Here is a 19,284-nt window from a genome sequence, read left to right as displayed (position 1 = left end):
GCCCCTACGGCGGCCCGGCCGACGGCCGGGCCGCCGTCCGAGTCAGCGGATCTTGGACAGGTCGATGAGGAAGGTCCCGCTCTCGTTCCCCTGCAGCAACCAGGGATTCCGGCCGTCGCGCCTGTCGCTCGGGGCGATCCCGCTGCTGCCCCGCCGGATCCCGGTGTCGAGGAGCGTTCCGGTCTCCAGGTCGTACAGGACGTGGTTCCGCGTCCTCAACTCGCGCGGCTGGTAGCGGACGAACCGCTCGTACAGGACGCCTCCGTGCATGCCGGCGTCCACCGGGAGGCTGCGGCCGTCCCTGCCGTTCCGGCGCTGCACGGGCGTGGCCAGCTCGTCACTCTTGTAGACGACGTCGGAGGCCGGGCCTCCCACACACCAGTTCACGCTGCAATCCCATACGCCCTTGAACGAGGCGACGTTCGCCGTACGGCGCTCGCCCGTCTGGAGATTGCGGATCGACTTGAAGCGCACGTCACCGACGCGCGCGCTCCGCTCGTCCCCGGGCGCACCGGCCCAGGGCCAGGAGAGGATCCGCAGGCCGTCCGTACCCGGGATCTTCCGCGGGGCGCCGCCGGAGAGGGGCACCCGGTAGATGGCGGCCGACCTGCCGCCGCCCAGCGTCCAGACCACATCGCCGCCATCGACGATCATGTCGGCCGGTCTCCCGCCGGCCAGCGGCATCGCGGCGATCCTGCGGGACTTCCCCCCCGCGAGGGGCGCGGCCCAGAACTGCACGGTCTCGGCTCCGGCCGCCCTGGTGACCAGCCACCACACCACCTGTCCCCCGGCGACGGTGAAGTCCGAGGGAAAGATCTTCGCACCGGGCGGGACGACGACGTCGGCGACGCGCCTGACCCGGCGGTCGCGGAAGTCGTACTCCCACAGCGCGTCCGTCCGCTCGAAGGAGGACCAGGTGGACACCAGCATCGAGTCCGGGCCCAGCATCGTGGCGGGGCGGTACTCGCGGCCGTTCGGCAGCCGCGCCGGAAGGGACCGTACGGCGCCCGGCCACTTCTTCCGGATCTGGACCGGCTCGCCCAGCCCCGACAGCGGGACCGGCGCGAGGCCGGACGGCTTGGCCGCGACCGGCGCCGCCCCCTCCCCCGAACGCGCCGCCACGCCGACGGTCCCCGTACCGCCGAGAACGACGGCGATCGAGAGCGCGGCGGCCAGCCGCCGCCGGCGCCGGCGCCGCCGGTGGCCGGTCTCGACCCGTTCCAGGAGGTCCGCCACCGGCGGCGGCGCGTCCCCGGCCACGGTCGCGAGCGTGCCGCGCAGCGTCCGGTCGAGTTCATCGCTCATGCTGGACTCCCGTCATGGCCGTGTCGAGCGGCGGACCCCACTCCGCGCGCAGCTTGCCCAGCGCGCGGGCGGCCTGGCTGCGCACCGTCCCGCGCGAGATGCGGAGCACCCTGGCGATCTCCTCGTCGGCCAGGTCCTCGTAGTAGCGCAGCACCAGCACCGTCCGCTGCCGCCGCGGCAGCGCCATCAGCGCCTCCCACAGCCGCGGGTCGTGCTCGGCGCGTTCCAGCCCGGGATCCACGTACTGCCGCTCCGGAACGCTGCCGACCAGGTGCTCGCGCCTGCGCCGCCGCCACGCGCTGATGTGCTGCCGCGCCATGATCGTCCGCACGTACCCCTCGGGGTCGTGCTTGTTGACGACCCGCGGCCACGCCCCCCGCAACCGGATCAGACCCTCTTGCAGCAGGTCGGCCGCGTCGTCGGGGTCGCCGGTGAGCACGTAGGCGTAGCGGAGCAGCGCCCGCGCGCGGGTGGTCACGAATCTCTCGTACGTCACGCCGTCGTCCAAAGGCCGTCCTCTCCATCGCACCCAGGACGCGCCACTCCGCCGATCTGTTGCACGGACCCGCTTTGCGCGGCTTACGCGGACGTTCCGAGTTGCGGGAAGGGCTGCTCCAGTTCGTAGTCGGCGAAGATCTGCTGCCAGGCCGGGTCCTGCGACGCGGGATCGGCCAGGGTGATCTCCGCGTCCCCGGCGGGGGTGAACGCCCTGTCCTCGACGTCGGCGAACGTGCGGTCCTCCGCGAGGCGGAACGCGGTGCCGCCGGCGGACCACACCAGCCGCCGCGCGATGTGCCACATCAGCGGGTGGCCGACGAGGTACTCCCGGAACTCCGCGAGGGTCCAGCGCCGCCCGGCGGCCATGGCCTCCCGCAGGCGCTCCACCTGGACCGGGGCGACCGCGCGGACGTCGCGCTGGAGGACGACGAACGCGGCGTGCGCGGCCGGCGCCAGGGCGGGGTCGTCCCGGCCCGACGGGTTGGGCAGGGAGACCAGGCGGGTTCCGTCCGCGTCCGTCACGTACGGCCTCAGCTGCTCGTCGAAGCCGACCGTGAAGCGGCGCGGCCCGTAGTCGAGGGTCATGCTGCCGTCCGGGTCGAGATCGAACCCCGGGACGAGCCGGTCGGCGAGCTGCTCGCGGGTCAGCCCGCGCTCCGCGGCGGCCTTCTCGATCCGGTTCCCCGCCTGGCGGACGAGGTGGTCGGCCGGGTGCTCGCGGGCGAGCGCGTCCAGCAGCATCAGCGCGGTGTCCGTGCCGATCGCGGCGAGCGCGTCCAGGCCGGTGTCGGCCTGCGGGTCGCCGTACCCCCAGGTCCGCAGGATCGGCGCGAGCCGCCGCGCCGTGGCGTCGTCGCCGACCCGGCCGAGCGCCGCGAGCGTCCACAGGTCGCCCGGACGTTCGCCGTGCTCGCGCCAGCGCTCGAAGAGCGCCCAGGCGAACTCCCTGAGGGAGGCCGCGTCGCAGGCGGCGCGCGCCTCGTCCAGATACCGGCCGTCCGGCATCGCGAGGACGGTGGTCAGATGGGCGACGGCGGCGGGCGGGAGCGCGCGGTCCCGGCCGGTGAGGAGCACGCGGGGCAGCATCGCCGGGTCGGCCCAGTCGCCGACCTTGGGGACGTCCCGCGCGACGATCTCCGGCGCGCCCTGGTCGAGGAGCGCCGCGACCGCCTCGCCGTGCTCGCCCGCCGCCCCGGTGACGGCGTCGCGGCCGAGCCGGGCGGCGAGGTCGTTCAGCGCGTACTCGGCGCCGGCGCGGGCCCGCCCGGCGCGGCCGAGCGCGGCCGGCAGCAGCGGCGGCACGGCGCCGGGCCCGTGCCTGCGCAGCCAGTCCTCGGCGTGCCGGCGGGCGCTCTTGAGCCGCAGCAGCCAGTCGCCCATCAGCGCCGCCACCTCGGCGTCGGCGAACGGGACGAGCAGGAACCCGAAGCGCACCGGCTTGCTCCGCGCGAAGCGCAGGGCGGCCGGCAGCGCGTCCGCCTCGAAGCGGGCGAGGAGGACCTTCATCCACTCGTCCGGGTCGCCGGTGGCGCCGAACCACGTCCAGTCCTCGGGGAACCAGCCGCGCAGCAGGGGCCGGGCGAGCTCCTCCGGCCCGGCGGCCAGCAGCGCCATCTGCCGCGGGGTCGCGAGGTCGCCCGCCTCGAACGCGGCCGCCCGCCGCCGCCACGCCTCGGTCACCGCGTCCGCCGGCGGGACGCGCGTGTGCACGTTGTGCTCGTCGGAGCCGCCGTCGTAGTACCAGGAGCTCGGGTACGTGACGCGCTCCCTGGCCCACTTCTCCCGTTCGCCGTCGTTCCAGACCGCGCGGGGCGGCGGCGCGGCCAGGCCCTTGACGGCGGTCCGCTTCGGCTTGGCGGCCGGGCGCGCCCACGGCGGGTCGGCCAGGACGCGGGGCAGGTCGGCGGCGGCCGCGTCCGGGACGTCCGGGCGGGTGCCGATGATCCGGTGGACGGCCGCCCGGGCCCGCGGCGGCAGGTCGGGCAGGACCCGCTCGGCCAGGTCGCGGTGGGCCGCCACATGGTCGGCCAGCAGGTCGCGCTCGCCCGCGGCGGCCAGCTCGCGGATCGCCCGTACGGGGAACCGCTTCATCGCGTCCATCAGGACCGGGACGACGTGCTTGTTCGACCGCCGCTCCAGCATGATCCGGAACGCCTCGTCGGACGGCAGCGCGCCGAGCGCGCCGAGGAGCCCCTTGCGCCGCCGCGCGTTCGGTTCGAGGGTGTCGATCGCCTCGGCCAGCAGCGGCGCGATGGCGGCGCCGACGCCCTCGGCCAGCGTGAGGACGGTGCCCGGGCTCCAGCAGTCGGAGTGGGTCAGCCGGGTCCAGTCGCCGAGGATCTCCAGCTGCTCCGCCGAGCCCAGCGCGGTCCAGAGGACGTCCCGCCCCTCCTTCGGCGGCGTCCGGCAGCACTCGGTGACCCAGTCCTGCCGGGTCGGGACGAGATAGGCGGTCACGAGGCGGCGCAGGGCCGTGCCGCGGTGCCCGGCGAGGCGCTCGACGGCCTCCTCGTACTCGGCGTCGCCGGCGGCGGCGAGCAGCGCCCGCATCCGGCGGCACATCCCCTCCGCGAAGTTGTGGGTCGGGTCGCCCGAGTCCGGCGCCTTGAGCCGCAGCGCCGTGCATCCCTTGCCGTGCTCGAAGCGCGGGTAGAGCGCGGCCAGCTCGGTGAAGGCGCAGGCCGCGAACGCCACCCCGTGCGCGGCGGTCCAGCCGTCGACGAAGCGCGCGTCGTCCGACCCGGCGGAGACCTCGCCGGCCACGGCGGCGGCCACCGCCGCGCCGAGCGGATCGGGCTCGCCTGAGAGGTACGCCCGGGCCGGCGCGACGAGCTCCGGCGCCGTGGTGCGGCGCGCGAGAACGCGCTCGATCCCGTCCCGGCCTGCGTCGACGCACGCCGCGACGGTCTCGGCCGCGCCGGCGGGCATCTTGATCTTCGGGCCGGGCGCGCCGCCGCGCCGCGGATGGAGGTACCGCCGCCAGTTGTCCGGGACGACCAGGACGTTCTCGTTCACTGCACGCTTCCTTCGGTGAGTGTGCTCAGGGTGAGGAGCAGCTCGGAGGCGGTCACGTCGTCGAGGGCGTCGAAGCGGTGGGGGGCGGCCGGGGCCCGGCCGCCGCGGACGCTGACCGCGCCGATCGTCTGCTCCTTCCAGTCGGCCGGCGACCAGACCGGGAAACCGGGGTTCACATGGATCCGGACCGTCCCGCCGGGCAGTTCGCGGACCAGCGCGTGCTGGACGCCCCCGTCCTCGGCGGTGTCGCGCGCCCAGCCGTCGCGCTCCAGGCCGAGCAGCCGCCCCGTCGGCACCGTGACGTCCTTGACGCGCTCCAGGACGGACGCGCCGCGCTCCTCCTCGGTGAGCGCGTACACGGGCCGGCCGAGCTGCGCGAACGGCTGGACGATCTCGTAGTCGGCGAAGACGTCGCCCCACGCCTTGACCGCCTCGCCGAGGTGGAGGGGGTGGGCGATCCGGACGCCCCCCGCCGCGGGCGGCGCCAGGGTCTCGTCGGCCGCGTCGGCGAGCGTGCGGTCCTCGGCGACCCGGAACGCGGTGACCTTCCCGCCCTCGCCGGCTGCGTCGTCCTCGTGCAGCCAGACCAGCCGCCGGACGATGTGCCAGAGCAGCGGATGCTCGACGAACAGCGCGCGGAAGTCCCCGGTCTCCCAGCGGCGCTGCTCGCACATCGCCCGCTCCAGCCGGCGGATCTGCTCGGGCGCGGCGGCGCGGACGTCCTTTTTCAACCCGGTGAACGCGGCGTACGCGGCGGGCGCCAGCTCCGGGTCGTCCTTCGCGCCGGGCTTGGGCAGCGTCTTGCGGGGCTTGCCGCTCCCGTCGACCACGTACGGCCTGAGCTGCTCGTCGAAGCCGACCGTGAAGCGGCGCGGCCCGTAGTCGAGCGCCATGCCGCCCTCGGCGTCCAGCCCGAGGTCGGGCACCAGCCGGTCGCCGAGCTGGTCGGGCGTGAGGCCGCGCGCCTCGGCGGCCGCGGCGAGCAGCTTGGCGGCCTTCTTCTTGAGCCGCTTGGGCTTGGCCTTCGCGGCGACCAGGTGCAGCTGGATGAGCCCGACGTCGCCGCCCGAGCCCGCGAGGACGTCCAGGCCGTCCAGCGGCAGCCGGATCCCCTCCTGCCCGGTCCAGGAGCGCGCCATCGCGCCCAGCCGCCGCACGGCCTCGTCGCCGCCGGTCCAGCCGAGCTGCGCCAGCGCCCAGCCGGCCCGATCGGGCTCGCCGGCGGCGCGCCACAGCCCGAGCAGCGCCCACCCGAACTCGAAGAGGGAGCGCGGGTCGAGCGCGTCCAGCGCGTCCCGCACCGCGGCGTTCGGCTTCCGGCGCGGAGTCGCCCTGGTCAGCGCCCCGATGAGGTGGCCGGTGGCGGCGAGGGGGAGGGCGCGTTCCCGGCCCTTGAGCAGCACCTGCGGCAGCGCGCCCGGCGGCGCCCAGACGGGCGTGGCGGTGCCGGCGGCCTTCAGCAGCGCCTTCGGCACCTCGGCCGCGGGCGCCTCCGCCACCATGCCCTCCAGAACGGCCTCGACCGCCGCGCGGGTCTCGCTCCCGGCGCGTTCGAGCAGCTCGGGCCGGGCGCGCGCGCACGCGTTCAGCAGCCCGGCGGCCAGCCGCGCGCGCTCGGACGTCCCGCCGCCGAACTCCGGCAGGACGCGCAGCGCCCGCGCCGGGAAGCGCTCGCACATCTCCGCCGCGGCCACAAGGACCTGCGGCCGTCCGAGCGCCTCGATCACGAGCCGGAACGCCTCGTCGGTCGGGATCGCGCCGAGCCCTTCCAGCAGCGCCCGGCGCCGCCCGGCCGCCTCGGCCGGGTCGTGGTACCAGGTCTCGTCGTGGAGGGCCGCGGCCAGGGCGGGCGCCGCGGCGGCGCCCAGCTCGCCGACCAGGGTGGCGACGACCGGGCGGAGCCGCGTGCCGTACTCGACGCGCGCGAGGGGTCCGAGCCGTTCGAGCCGCGCCTCGTCGCCGAGCGCGCACCACAGCAGCAGGGGCTCGTCCGACGCCCAGTAGTCGCGCGGCTCCGGCTCATCGCAGCACTCGTCCACCCAGTCCTGCCGCGTCGGCACGAGGAAGGACACCACCAGGCGTTGCAGGCGCGGCCCGCGGTGCCGTGCCAGGCCCTCGACGGCGGCGGCGTACTCGTCGTCTCCCGCCGCGGCCAGCAGCGCCCGCATCCGCCGCCCCGGTTCGTTCAGGGTCCAGTGCGCGCGGCGGGTGGACCAGCCGTCGTGGAGGACGGCCCAGGGCCAGTCGGCCACCGAGTCGTGCCACGGGGCCTGGATCCCGTCGAACTCCGCGAACGCCCGCGCGGCGAACGCGAGCCCGTGCTCGGCGGCCAGGAAGTCGACCCACGCCGGGTCCGTCGCGTACGGCGCGCCCGTGCGGATCCGCGTCTCCGCGACCGCGACCACCGCCGCGCCCAGCGCGTCGGGCTCGCCGCGCAGGTAGCCCTCGGCCGCCAGGGCGAGGCGGCGGTCCGTCGTCCCGTAGGCCAGGACGGTCTCGACGTCCGGCCGGGCGACCTCCAGAGCGTGCCGGATCCGCTCCGCCTCGGCCCCGTCCGGCGCGGTCTCCGGCACGGGCGTGCGGCCGCCGCGGCGCGGGAGCAGGGCGTCCCGCCAGGCGTCGGGGATGACCAGAACGTCCTCGTCGCGCGGTTGATCACTCATGGACGATCACCGTAGGGCCGGGCGCCGACATCCCGCCGCCGAACGCAATGGACGGGCCGCCGCTCCGCAAAGACCCGGTCGCCCCGTTGACCCCCGCCGCACCCAGCCATTACTACTCTAAGTAGCGACTACATGGCATTTTGTGGTCACGCATCAGGGGGAAATCGCTCAATGAGAACCACCATCCGGGGCGCCCGCGCCCTGACCTCGTCCGCCGCGGCGCTGGCCGTGCTCGCGCCGGCCGCGGCCGTCCTCACGGCCGTTCCCGCCGCGGCCGAGCCGGTACCGGTCCCGGCGCCGGCGCATCTGATCAGCAAGCAGCGGCCCAAGGCCGCCGCGCCGCCCGCGAAGGCGCAGCGGGCCGCCCGGGTGAACGTCACGCACGCGTGGATCAGGGGACGCATCCTGTACGTGCACGGCACCGTCAAGTGCAAGGCCAAGGGCCACCGGGGCAGGCTCGTCCTCATCGCCCAGCAGCCGGGCGGGCCGCACGTCGGGCCCAAGCCGCTCAAGTCGCCCGGCCGGACCGGGGTCCGCTGCGACGGCGACCGCCACCGCTGGAGCACCTGGCACTCGTCCCGCAGCCACGAGCACGCCAAGGGCAAGTGGCGCCGCGGCAAGCCCGTCCAGATCACCGGCGCCCTGGTCGGCCCCAAGCCGACCCTGAACGTCGACGACCGCGTCCGCCCGCGCTAGTCCACCGGGTGCGGCGCAGCGGCTGAACCGGCGGCGGCCGGGCCGACGTACTGACGGTGTCGGCCCGGTACGACGCACGGAGGACGCCCTGACTATCGACAGCCGGCCGGAGGCCGCGCCCGCCGAGGTGGACGGCGGCCTCCGGGACGACCAAGGCCAAGGCCCGGAAAAGCAAGGCCCAGAGAAGCAAGGCCCGGAGAAGGACGAGCGCGGGCCCGCGGAAGCGCGCGGCCGGGCCCGCCCATGGTGGCGGCGCGCCGCCGGTTGGGGCGTCGACTGCCTGGCCGCGGCGCTCGTCCTGTTCGTGCTGCTGGCACCGGTACGGATCGGCCGGCTGGAACCCGAGTGGTTCGCGCGGATCCCGGTGGAGGCGCTGATCGCCGCCTTCCTCGTGCTGGTGCTGCCGCGCCGGACGCGGCGGGCGTTCGTGCTCGCCTTCGGCGCGGGCCTCGGGGTGCTGGCGATACTCAAGGCGATGGACATGGGCTTCCACTACTTCCTCGCCCGCTCGTTCGATCCGGTCCTGGACGGGGTGTCGATCCGGGCCGGGGTGGAGTTCGTGGAGAGCACCCGGGGCCGCGCCTCGGCGCTCGGCGCCGTCGCGGGGGCCGTGCTGCTCGCCGTCGCCGTGATCGCGTCGACGACGCTGGCGGCGGTACGGCTGTCCCGGCTCCTGCGCCGCCACCGGACCGCGGCCGCCGGCGCGGTACCGGTGCTCACGGCGGTGTGGCTCGCCGCCACGGCGCTCGGCGCGCACCTGGTCCCGGGCGTGCCGCTGGCGTCCAAGGGATCGACCAAGGTCGCCTACCGGCACACCGTCCAGATCGGCGCGGGCCTGCACGACCGGCGGGCGTTCGCCGCGGAGGCGTCCGTCGACGCATACCGGGACGTGCCCGGCGACCGGCTGCTGACCGCGCTGCGCGGCAAGGACGTCCTGCTCGCGTTCGTCGAGAGCTACGGGCGGTCGGCCGTCGAGGACCCGGAGATGGCGCCGCGGGTGGGGGCGCTGCTCGCGGACGGCGACCGGCGGCTGAAGGCCAGGGGGTACGGCTCGCGCAGCGCGTTCCTCACCTCCTCGACGGCCGGCGGCGGCAGCTGGCTCGCGCACGCCACGCTGCTGTCGGGCCTGTGGATCGACAACGAGCAGCGCTACCGCAACCTCGTCGACAGCGACCGGCTCACCCTGAACCGCGCCTTCCGGCGCGCGGGCTGGCGGACGGTCGGCGTCATGCCCGGCGTCACCCGCGCCTGGCCGGAGGGGACGTTCTTCGGGTACGACCGCGTCTACACCGGCCGGGACCTGGGCTACCGCGGCCCGAAGTTCGGCTGGTCGACGATGCCCGACCAGTACACGCTGTCGGCCTTCGAGCGCCTGGAGCGCGGGCGGCGCGACCTCGGCCCGACGATGACCGAGATCCCGCTGCTGTCCAGCCACGCGTCCTGGGGCTCCATCCCCCGGTTCATCCCGTGGGACCAGGTCGGGGACGGCTCGGTCTACCGGAGCATGCCGGAGGCCCGGACCAGGCCGCCGTGGCCCGGCCCCGAGCGGATCCGCGGCGAGTACCGGCGCTCGATCGAGTACTCGGTGGGCACGCTGATCTCGTACGTGGAGAACCACGGCGACGACGACCTCGTCGTGGTGTTCCTCGGCGACCACCAGCCGCTGCCGAAGGTCGCCGGCGAGGGCTCCGGCCGGGACGTGCCGATCACCGTCGTCGCCCGCGACCGCGCCGTGCTGGACCGGATCTCCGGCTGGGGCTGGAACGAGGGCCTCAAGCCAGGGCCGCAGGCCCCGGTGTGGCGGATGAGCTCCTTCCGGGACCGCTTCCTGGCCGCGTTCAGCGAGCCCTGACGCCGGCCGTCCGCCGCGCGTACGGCCGCGTGGGCGGCCGGTTCCGGACAGATTCCGGCGGATCGCCGCGTTCGGCCTAGTGTTGATCACCGGGATCGGCGGAGCGGGAGGCGGTCTTCTGGCTACGGGCGGCTTCAGGAAGCCCACCACGAGCGGTTCCGCCGGGTTCCCCGGGCTTCGCGGCGTTCCGGCGCGCGTCCGGGCGCTGGCCGCGCTGGCCCTGCTGATGCCCGCCCTCCTGTACGCCGTCACCGGCGCCGCCGTCACGGACGCGCGGGAGGCGCTGCGCGCGGTCGGGCACGAGGAGGGCCCGACGGTGGCCACCATGGCCGACGTGCGGCTGGCGCTCGCCGACATGGACGCCGAGGTCGCCGCCGTCCTGCTGACCGGCCGCGAGAGCGGCTGGCTCTGCGATCCCGGCCAGGACTCCTCGTGCGTGCGCGAGCCGCCCCGCCACCGCTACGACATCCGCCGCGAGGACGCCCAGCGGGCCGTGCTCCAGGCGTCGCGGCTCGCGGGCGGCGATCCGGTACGGCTGCGCACCGTCCAGGCGGTGCTGGACGGCCTGCACCGCTACGAGCAGCACGTCCAGGCGGCGATGCGGGACGGCGCGCGCACGCGGCACGCCTACGGCCCCCTCCCGCCGGGCGCGCTGCGCGAGTACCGGGCGGCCCACGAGGTGATGGCGAAGGACCTCATGCCCAAGGCGGGCAACCTCGCCCTCGACTGGACGGCCGAGCTGGACACGGTGTACGAGGGCGAGCGTTCGGAGATCGGGGCGGGCCGGGCCGGCGTGCTGGCGCTCGGCGCGCTCGCGGTCGCCGTCCTGGTGCTGCTCCAGCTCTACCTCGGGGTGCGCTTCCGGCGCGTGCTCAACCTGGGCCTGGCGGGCGCGACGCTCGCGACACTGGCGCTCACCGCCGCGGGCGCGTCGCTGCTGGCGACGGAACGGGACCACCTGCGGGCGGCCAAGGAGGGCGGGGCCGATCCCGCGCTCGCGCTGGCGCGGGCGCAGGCGGACGCCAGGACGCTGCACGCCGACCGGAGCCGCTCCCTCTTCGATCCCGGACGCGCCGACCTGTACGGGCAGGCGTACCGGGAGAGGTCCCGGACGGTCCTCGCCGGTCCCGGGCTCCCGTCCGGGAAGAGGCTCCTCGACCATTACGCCGGGTACCCCGGGAACGCCGGCGCGGCCGCGGCCCGGGCGCAGGTCGATCCCGAGTGGCCGCAGCTGCCCCATCCGCTGTTCCGGGAGCACGAGCAGGCGCTCGACGGCCGGATCGGCCACCACCGGTACGTCACCGGCCGCGCCGTACGGGACGGGGAGCGCGCGCTGGCCGCGTGGGGGTGGATACGGCCGCTGTCGCTCCTGGCCATCGCCGCGCTCGTGATCGGCGGCGTCTGGCCGCGGCTCGCGGAGTACCGGTGAACCGGAAGAGAGGGAGGAGAGGGAAGGGAGGGAGGCCCGGCGTGCGCACCACCGCGAAGATCGCCGCCGTGCTCGCGGCCGCCGCCGTCCTCGTCGCCGCGGCCGTCGTCCTGCGCGCCGGGGCGGACGGCCGGGAGCCCTCGCTGATGGACGGGGAGCGGCTGGTCGTCGGGGTCGCCACCCGCATGCCGGAGCGGGGCCCGGGCTCCTGGCCGGGGGTACGGAACGCCCGGTTCGACGGCTTCGACACCGACGTCGCCACCTACCTCGCGGGCCGGCTCGGGTTCGGGCGCGACCGCGTCGCGTTCCGGCACTCCACCCGGGACGGCTGGGAGCGGGACCTCGCCGCGGGAACGGTCGACATAGTGGTCGGCGCGTACCCGATCGCGCCCGAGGGACGCCGCCGCGCCACGTACGCCGGGCCGTACCACGTCGTGCACGAGGACCTCCTCGTACGCGCGGGGGACGAGACGATCCGGAACGTGCGGGACCTGCGCGGCAAGCGGCTGTGCCAGGTGACGGGCGGCCCCGGCGCCGGCGCCGCGCGCCAGGTGGTCGAGGGCCTCGGGATCGCCGCCACGCCGGTGCCCGCCGGCACCTACCGCGACTGCGTCGAGGCCCTCACCCGGAACCGCGTCGACGCCGTGACCGGCGACGACGTGCTGCTCGCCCGCCTCGCCGCCACCACCGGGGACGGGGGCGCCGTGCCGCTGAACGCGCCGTTCGCCGCGGAACGTCAAGGCATCGGCCTCCGCGAGGGCGACGTGCGGGCCTGCCTGGCGGTCAACCGGCACATCACGGAGATGTACCAGAGCGGCGCCGCGGAGACGCTGCTCCAGGAGTGGTACGGGACGGCGCGGCTGGACGTGACCACGACCGTCCCGGCCTTCGAAGGCTGCTGAGGACGGGGGGGGGGCGGCTAGGGGGTTCCGCCCAGGAAGATCTCCAGGGCGCGGTCGTCGGCGTCCGGCCCGGCGGGCGGGTCGCCGTCGTCGCCGTCCGCCAGGAGGTAGCCGCCGATCCACGAGCGGAGCATCAGCCGGGCGCGGAGGCGGGCGTCGGCCGGGGCGAAGCCGAGCCCGTCCAGGCAGGCGGTGATGTGCCCGAGCAGCGCCCGGTCGGCGTGCCGCACCGCCTCCGCCGCGGCCGCGTCGTGCCGCGCCCACAGCCGCATCGCCCGGTCGACCGGCGCGACGTCCCGGCCGAGCGCCTGGATGCGGCGCAGCCGCTCGCGCGGGTCGCCGGTGCTGCCGAGCGCGAGCTCCAGCATCTCGTCGGTCCGCTCGTGCGCCCACCGGTCCAGCAGCGCCGCCATCAGCTCCGGCCGGTCCTTGAAATGCCAGTAGAAGCTGCCCTTGGTGACGCCCAGCCGGGCCGCCAGCGCGTTGATGCCCACGCCGCGCTCGCCGGCCCGCGCCAGCTCCTGGTACGCCGCCTCGATCCAGTCGCGCCGGCTGACCTTCGTACGGGCCGTCATCGCGCTCCTCACACGTCCTTCGGACTTCAGACCAGCGTCATCGGGTCGGGGTCGATCCCCATCTCGATCCTGCCGTAGAGGGCGTAGGTCGCGTCCGGGTCGAACACCACATGTGAGGAGATCGTGTTCACATCGCGCTGGGCCCGCTGGAACGGCGACTCGCTGAACTGGGCGCTCGCCCCGGCCGCCGAGCACAGCTCGTTCACCACCGCGCGGGCCGTCCCGGCGACGTGGGCCGCGACCAGCCGCGCCTTGGCCCGCTCGCGGATCCCGTAGCCCTCGCCCGACTCGTACGCCGTGCTCAGGTCGCGGATCGCCTCGTCCAGCAGCAGCCGGGCGGCGGCCAGTTCGGCGGTCGCCCTGGCCAGCCTGATCTGGCCGCTCATGAGGTCGCGCTGCTTGGCGCCGCTGTAGGCCATCACCCGGGTCCGCATGCGGTCGGCGAAACGGGCGAGCACCCCTTCGGCCACTCCCAGTACGGGCGCGGCCCCGGTCAGCGCGAACACCGGGACGAGCGGGATCCGGTAGAGGGAGCCCGAGTTGACCTCCGCCCCCGGCGAGCGGCCCTCGGTGAGGTCGGCCAGCGGCACCGAGCGGTGGGCGGGCACGAAGACGTCCGGCACCTCGATGTCGTTGCTGCCGGTGCCGCGCATGCCGCTGGTGTGCCAGACGTCGTGCACGTTCACGTCCGCGCGCGGCAGCAGGAACAGCCGCGGCTCGATCCCGCCGTCCACGGTGACGAGGGCCATCACCATCACGTGGTCGGCGTGCATCACGCCGCTCCCCCACGACCAGCGCCCGGTGACCCGGTGGCCGCCGTCCGCCGGCTCGGCCGTGCCGGTCGGCGCCAGCGTGCAGGGGATCAGCCCGTACGGGCGGTCCTTCCACACCTCCCGCTGCGCCTCCTCCGGGAAGAGGGCGAGGATCCAGTTGTGCAGCGTGTAGATGACCGACAGCCAGCCGGTCGACGCGCAGCCCGTCCCGATCTCGCGGCAGGCCGCGACCATGGGCTCCAGCCCGAGCCCGGCGCCGCCGAAGCGCTCCGGGACGAGCATGCCGAACAGCCCGGCGTCCGCCAGGTCGGCGATGGTCTCGTCGGGCAGGCGGCGCGCCTCTTCGGCCGCGCGGGCGCGCTCCGCCAGGACGGGGGCAAGTTCCCGCACGCGGCGGACGATCTCATCTCCATACTCCATAGTACGGAGACCGTACCCCCAAGTATGGATGATGTCCACGGGGCGGGAGCGGCGAATTGTCGGTCCCGGCCGCTACCGTCGTCGAACGCGCCGGAAAAGAGGAGACGGTAGCCACCATGACCCCCGCGCTGATCGGACGGGACCACCCCGCCGCGGTGCTGGACGCCGCGGTCGATCGGACGCTCACCAGCCACGGCGGCCTCGCGCTGGTGGTCGGCGAGGCCGGGATCGGCAAGACGGCCCTCGTCACCGCGGCCGCGCGGCGCGCCCGCGAGCAGGGCGCCCTCGTCCTCGGCGGCGCCTGCTGGGACCAGGCCGCCGCCCCCGGCTACTGGCCCTGGACCCAGGTGATCCGCGCGCTGCGCCGCGGCACCGCCCCCGAGGAGTGGTCCGCCCTCCAGGCGGCGGCCGGCGAAGAGCTGGCCATCCTCCTCGGCGAGCCCCCCGCCTCCGACGGCGCGGGCGGCGCGGGCGGCGCGGGCGGCCACCCCGGCGACGCGAGTCCCGGGACCGGGGAGTTCCGGCTGTACGACGCCGTGACCACCGCGCTGGTGACGGCCTCGCAGCGGGTGCCCGTGGTGGTCGTCCTCGACGACCTCCACTGGGCCGACGCCGCGTCCGTGCGGCTGCTGGAGTTCGCGGCACGGCACACCTGGTTCGAGCGGCTGCTGCTGATCGGCACCTACCGCGACGCCGAGGTCGAGTCCGCCGACCATCCGCTGCGGCCCACGCTCGCCGCGCTGGCGGCCAAGGCCACCACGGTGCCGCTGGCGGGGCTCGGCCCGGCCGAGGCCGGGCTGCTGATGAGCCGCACGGTCGGCCGCGAGCCCGATCCCGAGCTGGTCGCCGAGGTGCACCGGCGGACCGGCGGCAACCCGTTCTTCGTCGAGCAGACCGCCCGGCTCTGGCACGGCGGCGGCACGGCCACCGCGATCGCGCCGGGCGTGCGCGACGCCGTGCGGCGCCGGCTGTCGCTGCTGGCCCCGCCGGTCGCGGAGCTGCTGACCTCGGCGGCCGTGCTCGGCCGGCGGTTCCACCGCCGGGTGCTCGCGGCCACCGCCGGGGTCCCGGTGCCGCACGTCGACCGCCTGCTCGACCAGGCCGTCGCCGCCCGGCTGGTGACCGCGCTGGGCGGCGGCCGGTTCGCGTTCGCCCACGACCTGGTCAGGGAGACGCTGTACGGCGCGCTCGGCGAGGACGCGGCCCGGTCCGCGCACGCCGCCGTCGTGCGGGCCATCGACCGCTCGCCCCCGCTCGCCGAACGGATGCTGCCCGCCGAGGCGGCCCGGCACGCCCACCTCGCCGGCGACCGGATCGACCCGATGCGGGCGGTCGCGCTGCTCAAGGCCGCCGCGTCGCACGCCTCGTTCCGGCTGTCGCTGGACGAGGCGGCCGGGCACCTGCGCCGCGCCCTGGAGCGCGTCCCGCCCGACCGGGTCGGCGACCGCGTCCTGCTCGCCGTCGAACTCGGCGGCACGCTCACCCACAGCGGCGATCCCGACGTCGTCCGGGACGCCTTCGACCTCGCCGTCGGGCTGGCCCGCGAGGCCGGCGACCCCGAGCTGCTCGCCCGGGTCGCGCTCGCCATGTACCGCCACGAGCGCGACCACAGCGGCGTCCTGCTGGAGGAGGCGTACCGGCGGCTGGTCTCCGACGGCCCGCCGCCGCCCCGCATGCACATCGCCCAGGAGCTGGCGGCCCGGCTCGCCGGCATGGCCAGGGCCGACGGCGACGACGAGGCGCTGTCGTTCGGGCTCTGGGCCCGCCACGACTCCCTGCTCGGCCTCGGCACCGCCGTCGAGCGCGAGGCGCTGACGATCGAGCTGGCCGAGCTCGCCCGCCGCTCCGGCGACCGCACCACGGCCGGGTTCGCCACCTCGTTCCGCTGGGTGGCCCTGCTGGAGCAGGGCGACCCGCGCTACCTCGACGCCTACCACGAGTTCCTCGGCATGAACGGAGGTGAGGAGTCCACGATCTGGAGCATGTCGGCCCTGGTCGACCAGAGCATCATCAACACCCTGCTGGGCGACTTCGCCACCGCCGGCGCCCAGATCGACACCGTCCTCGCCGGCGACGGCGCCACGCACGACTTCGGCTACATGGCCGTCCACCTGCGGTGGGCGCTGGAGACGCTGCGGGGCAGGTTCGACGAGGCGGCCGCCCTCCAGGACACCGTCCGCGCGCAGGGCCACCCCCACGCCGCGCTGCTGGAGGGCATCGTCGCCGTGGAGAGCGGCGACGATGCCGCCGCGCTCGCCCACCTCGCGGCCGCCCCGGAGCGGCAACCGCGGGCGATCGAGCCGCTGTGGCTGCGCTTCCTGGCCCAGACCGCCGCCGCGTCCCGCGACCCGGCCCGCTGCGAGCGCGCCCGCGCCGAGCTCCGGCCGTACCGCGGGCTGTGGGCGGTCGCCCTGTACGGCTGCGACGTCAGCGGCCCGATCGACCTGTGGCTGGGCGTCGTCGACGCCGCCGAGGAGCGCTGGGACGCGGCCGTCGACCATCTGACCCGCGCGTACCGGTCCGCCGACCGGCTGCGGGCCCGGCCCTGGTCGGTACGGGCCCGGACGGTCCTCGGCGAGGCGCTAGCCGGCCGCGGCGACCGCGACACCGCCCGCGCCCTGCTGTCCCGTACGGCCACCGAGGCCGAGGGCCTGGACATGCCGCACATCGCCGCCCGCGCCCGCCGCGCCCTCGCCGGCCTCGGCGAGGCCGGCGGGCCGGCCGGGGCGCCGTGCGAGGACGCCTTCCGCTTCGACGGCGAGGTCTGGACGCTGGCCTTCGCCGGCCGCACGATCCACATGCCCGACGCCAAGGGCCTGCGCGACCTGCGCGAGCTCCTCGCCAACCCCGGCGCCCCGATCCCGGCCGCCGCCCTGCTGTCCCCCGACGGCGCCCTCGCGGCGGCCGCCGGCCGGCTGGGCAGCGACCCCGTCCTCGACGAGGAGGCCAAGGCCCGCTACAAGGAGCGCCTCCGCCGCCTCGACGAGGAGATCGACCGTGCCGCGGCGGCCGGCGACGACGACCGCGCCGCCCGGTACGACCGCGAACGCGCCGCCCTGCTGGCGGAGCTGCGCGCCGCCGCCGGCCTCGCGGGCCGCGACCGCCGCCTGGGCGACGAGGCCGAACGCGCCCGCAAGACCGTCACCGCCCGCATCCGCGACACCCTCCGCAAGCTCGACGACCGCCACCCCGCCCTGGCGGCCCACCTCCGCGCCACCGTCTCCACCGGCACCACCTGCTCATACACGCCGGAGGACCCGGCCCAGAGCTGGCGGCTCTGAGCCGCCGGCTCCGGGCCGGGTCCCCGCGCCGTCAGGCGGTCACTTGCGGTTGTAGAGCCACATCGTCAGGGAGCCGAAGACGACGATGAACGCGGCCGCCCAGGAGGTGACCCAGACCAGCTCGGTGCCGGCGGCGGAGCCGTCCATCAGGGCGCGGACGGCGGCGACCAGGTGGGTGATCGGGTTGACGTCCACGAAGACCTGGAGCCAGCCGGGCATGGTCTCGGGGCGGACGAGGATGTTGCTGAGGAAGGTCACCGGGAAGAGCACCATCATGCTGGCGCCCATGACGGCCTTCTCCGAGCGCATCAGCAGGCCGAACATCGTCCAGACCCAGGAGAAGGCGAACGAGAACGCGACCAGCACGGCGATCCCGGCCAGCACGCCCGCCGGGCCGCCGTCCGGGCGGAAGCCCAGGATCAGGCCGAGGACGAGGATGACCGCCGAGGCCGAGGCGTACCGGAACATGTCGCCGAGCAGGTAGCCGACCATGGGGGCCGGGCGCCACATCGGCAGCGTGCGGAAGCGGTCGAAGACGCCCTTCTCGATGTCGGTGTTGACCGAGACGCCGGTGTACATCGTGGTCATGATGACGCTCATCACCATGATGCCCGGCAGCAGGTACTGCAGGTAGTCGGTCACCGAGCCGGCCAGCGCGCCGCCGAACAGGTACGTGAACATCAGCGTCATGATCACGGGGAAGACCGTGACGTCGAACAGCTGCTCGGGCACGTGCTTGATCTTGAGCATCGCGCGCCAGCCGAACGTCATCGACGCCGACAGCGCGCTGGGGCGCTTGGGCCGTTCGGTGCGGGTCAGCACCGCCCCGATCACCTCGGCCGAGGGGACGTAGGCGCCGGGGGCCTCCTGCGTGGTGGTCGTCATGCCGCCACCTCCTTGTCGTCTTCGGCCGGGTGGCCGGTCAGGGTCAGGAAGACCTCGTCCAGGCTGGGCTGGCCGAGGGAGAAGTCGTCGACGGTGATGCCGGCCGCGGCCAGCTCGGCCAGGGCGCGGGACGCCTGCTCGGCGGCGCCGCGCTCGGTGCTCTCGGTCGTGAGCCGGGCGGTAAGCGCGACCGGGTCGGCCTCCATCGCGACGGGCGCGTCGAGGACGCGGACGAGGAGCTCGCGGGCCTCGGTGCGGCGGCCGGCGTCGCGCAGCCGCAGGTGCACCGAGCCGGCGCCCACGGACGACTTCAGCTCGCCCGGGGTGCCCTCGGCGATCACCTTGCCGTGGTCGATGACCGCGATCCGGCCCGCGAGCCGGTCGGCCTCCTCCAGGTACTGCGTGGTCAGCATGACGGTGGTGCCCTGGGCGACGACGACCCGGACGATCTCCCAGACCTGGTTGCGGCTGCGCGGGTCGAGCCCGGTGGTGGGCTCGTCCAGGAACAGCAGGTCGGGGGTGTTGAGGATGCTGGCCGCGATGTCGATCCGGCGGCGCATGCCGCCGGAGTAGTTCTTGACCTGGCGGCCGGCCGCGTCGGTCAGCCCGAACGCCTCCAGCAGCCGGGCCGCGCGCTCGCGGGCGGCGGGCTTGCCGTAGCCGATCAGCCGGGCGAGCAGAATGAGGTTCTCGGTGCCGGTGAGGTCCTCGTCGACCGACGCGTACTGGCCGGTCAGGCTGACCCGGGTGCGGACGGCGTCCGGCTCGCGGCGCACGTCGTGCCCGAAGACGCGGGCCTCGCCGGCGTCGGGGCGCAGCAGGGTGGACAGCACCCGCACCGCGGTGGTCTTGCCCGCGCCGTTGGGCCCGAGGACCCCGTAGACCGTGCCGCGCGGCACGGTGAGGTCGAGCCCGTCCAGCGCCCGGGTCTTGCCGAACGTCTTGACGACGCCCGATGTCTCGATGGCCGGTTCTTCACTCATATCGCTG

The 19,284-nt window shown here is 75.6% G+C and carries 13 protein-coding genes; 5 read left to right on the top strand and 8 right to left on the bottom strand.

What is annotated here, in order from left to right; translation table 11 throughout:
• Positions 1-42: 42 nt before the first annotated feature.
• The 4 genes from AB0881_RS00865 to AB0881_RS00850 all read right to left on the bottom strand — a co-directional run bounded on the left by AB0881_RS00865 (position 43) and on the right by AB0881_RS00850 (position 7,481).
• Positions 43-1,305 carry a hypothetical protein gene (locus AB0881_RS00865; RefSeq protein WP_366613189.1) on the bottom strand — a complete coding sequence of 421 codons (1,263 nt, stop codon included), beginning with the start codon at positions 1,303-1,305 and terminating at the stop codon, positions 43-45.
• A complete protein-coding gene (locus AB0881_RS00860) occupies positions 1,295-1,801 on the bottom strand; it encodes a SigE family RNA polymerase sigma factor (RefSeq protein ID WP_366613187.1) in 507 nt (168 codons plus the stop codon). Before AB0881_RS00860 ends, AB0881_RS00865 begins: the two co-directional genes overlap by 11 nt.
• An 83-nt stretch (positions 1,802-1,884) precedes the next feature.
• Positions 1,885-4,818, bottom strand: coding sequence for a DUF4132 domain-containing protein (locus tag AB0881_RS00855; RefSeq protein WP_366613185.1), 2,934 nt, complete (start codon positions 4,816-4,818; stop codon positions 1,885-1,887).
• The gene (locus tag AB0881_RS00850; protein ID WP_366613183.1) at positions 4,815-7,481 is read right to left on the bottom strand and encodes a DUF4132 domain-containing protein; all 2,667 of its coding nucleotides are present in this window, start codon (positions 7,479-7,481) and stop codon (positions 4,815-4,817) included. Before AB0881_RS00850 ends, AB0881_RS00855 begins: the two co-directional genes overlap by 4 nt.
• A gap of 171 nt (positions 7,482-7,652) precedes the next feature.
• On the opposite strand from AB0881_RS00850, the gene AB0881_RS00845 reads away from it, so the two are divergent.
• From AB0881_RS00845 to AB0881_RS00830, 4 genes are all read left to right on the top strand, one after another.
• Positions 7,653-8,177, top strand: coding sequence for a hypothetical protein (locus AB0881_RS00845; RefSeq protein WP_366613181.1), 525 nt, complete (start codon positions 7,653-7,655; stop codon positions 8,175-8,177).
• A 304-nt stretch (positions 8,178-8,481) separates the two neighbouring features.
• A complete protein-coding gene (locus tag AB0881_RS00840) occupies positions 8,482-10,029 on the top strand; it encodes a sulfatase-like hydrolase/transferase (RefSeq protein ID WP_366613179.1) in 1,548 nt (515 codons plus the stop codon).
• 82 nt (positions 10,030-10,111) lie between these two features.
• On the top strand, positions 10,112-11,458 hold the full coding sequence (locus tag AB0881_RS00835) for a hypothetical protein (RefSeq protein ID WP_366613177.1): 1,347 nt from the start codon (positions 10,112-10,114) through the stop codon (positions 11,456-11,458).
• A gap of 41 nt (positions 11,459-11,499) precedes the next feature.
• Positions 11,500-12,360: a transporter substrate-binding domain-containing protein gene (locus AB0881_RS00830; protein WP_366613175.1), complete on the top strand. Its 861-nt coding sequence runs from the start codon at positions 11,500-11,502 to the stop codon at positions 12,358-12,360.
• Positions 12,361-12,377: 17 nt separating this feature from the next.
• On the opposite strand, the gene AB0881_RS00825 is transcribed toward AB0881_RS00830, so the two are convergent.
• Positions 12,378-12,935, bottom strand: coding sequence for a TetR/AcrR family transcriptional regulator (locus tag AB0881_RS00825; protein WP_366613173.1), 558 nt, complete (start codon positions 12,933-12,935; stop codon positions 12,378-12,380).
• Positions 12,936-12,961: 26 nt separating this feature from the next.
• Entirely contained in the window at positions 12,962-14,128 is a 1,167-nt protein-coding gene (locus tag AB0881_RS00820; protein ID WP_366613172.1) for an acyl-CoA dehydrogenase family protein, read from the bottom strand.
• A 116-nt stretch (positions 14,129-14,244) separates the two neighbouring features.
• Here AB0881_RS00820 and AB0881_RS00815 point away from each other — a divergent pair, with 116 nt between their 5' ends.
• Positions 14,245-17,409 (top strand): AAA family ATPase, encoded by a 3,165-nt coding sequence (locus AB0881_RS00815; protein WP_366613170.1) that lies wholly within the window; start codon positions 14,245-14,247, stop codon positions 17,407-17,409.
• Between the two features lie 39 nt (positions 17,410-17,448).
• Here AB0881_RS00815 and AB0881_RS00810 read toward each other — a convergent pair whose 3' ends face one another.
• Positions 17,449-18,294 carry an ABC transporter permease gene (locus AB0881_RS00810; protein WP_366613168.1) on the bottom strand — a complete coding sequence of 282 codons (846 nt, stop codon included), beginning with the start codon at positions 18,292-18,294 and terminating at the stop codon, positions 17,449-17,451.
• The gene (locus tag AB0881_RS00805; protein WP_366613166.1) at positions 18,291-19,277 is read right to left on the bottom strand and encodes an ATP-binding cassette domain-containing protein; all 987 of its coding nucleotides are present in this window, start codon (positions 19,275-19,277) and stop codon (positions 18,291-18,293) included. The genes AB0881_RS00810 and AB0881_RS00805 overlap by 4 nt, the downstream gene beginning before the upstream one ends.
• Between the last annotated feature and the right edge of the window lie 7 nt (positions 19,278-19,284).

The sequence above is a fragment of the Spirillospora sp. NPDC029432 genome, assembly GCF_040703975.1.
Lineage (GTDB): Bacteria > Actinomycetota > Actinomycetes > Streptosporangiales > Streptosporangiaceae > Spirillospora.
The sequence above is the reverse complement of the archived record's forward strand: the minus strand, read 5'-3'. Positions and strand labels throughout refer to the sequence as shown.

Excerpts from the sequence above, each read along its gene's own strand:
- AB0881_RS00865 (WP_366613189.1), bottom strand. The coding sequence starts at position 1,305 with ATGAGCGATGAACTCGACCGGACGCTGCGCGGCACGCTCGCGACCGTG.
- AB0881_RS00805 (WP_366613166.1), bottom strand. The coding sequence starts at position 19,277 with ATGAGTGAAGAACCGGCCATCGAGACATCGGGCGTCGTCAAGACGTTC.
- AB0881_RS00850 (WP_366613183.1), bottom strand. The coding sequence starts at position 7,481 with ATGAGTGATCAACCGCGCGACGAGGACGTTCTGGTCATCCCCGACGCC.
- AB0881_RS00825 (WP_366613173.1), bottom strand. The coding sequence starts at position 12,935 with ATGACGGCCCGTACGAAGGTCAGCCGGCGCGACTGGATCGAGGCGGCG.
- AB0881_RS00820 (WP_366613172.1), bottom strand. The coding sequence starts at position 14,128 with ATGGAGTATGGAGATGAGATCGTCCGCCGCGTGCGGGAACTTGCCCCC.
- AB0881_RS00810 (WP_366613168.1), bottom strand. The coding sequence starts at position 18,294 with ATGACGACCACCACGCAGGAGGCCCCCGGCGCCTACGTCCCCTCGGCC.
- AB0881_RS00845 (WP_366613181.1), top strand. The coding sequence starts at position 7,653 with ATGAGAACCACCATCCGGGGCGCCCGCGCCCTGACCTCGTCCGCCGCG.
- AB0881_RS00815 (WP_366613170.1), top strand. The coding sequence starts at position 14,245 with ATGACCCCCGCGCTGATCGGACGGGACCACCCCGCCGCGGTGCTGGAC.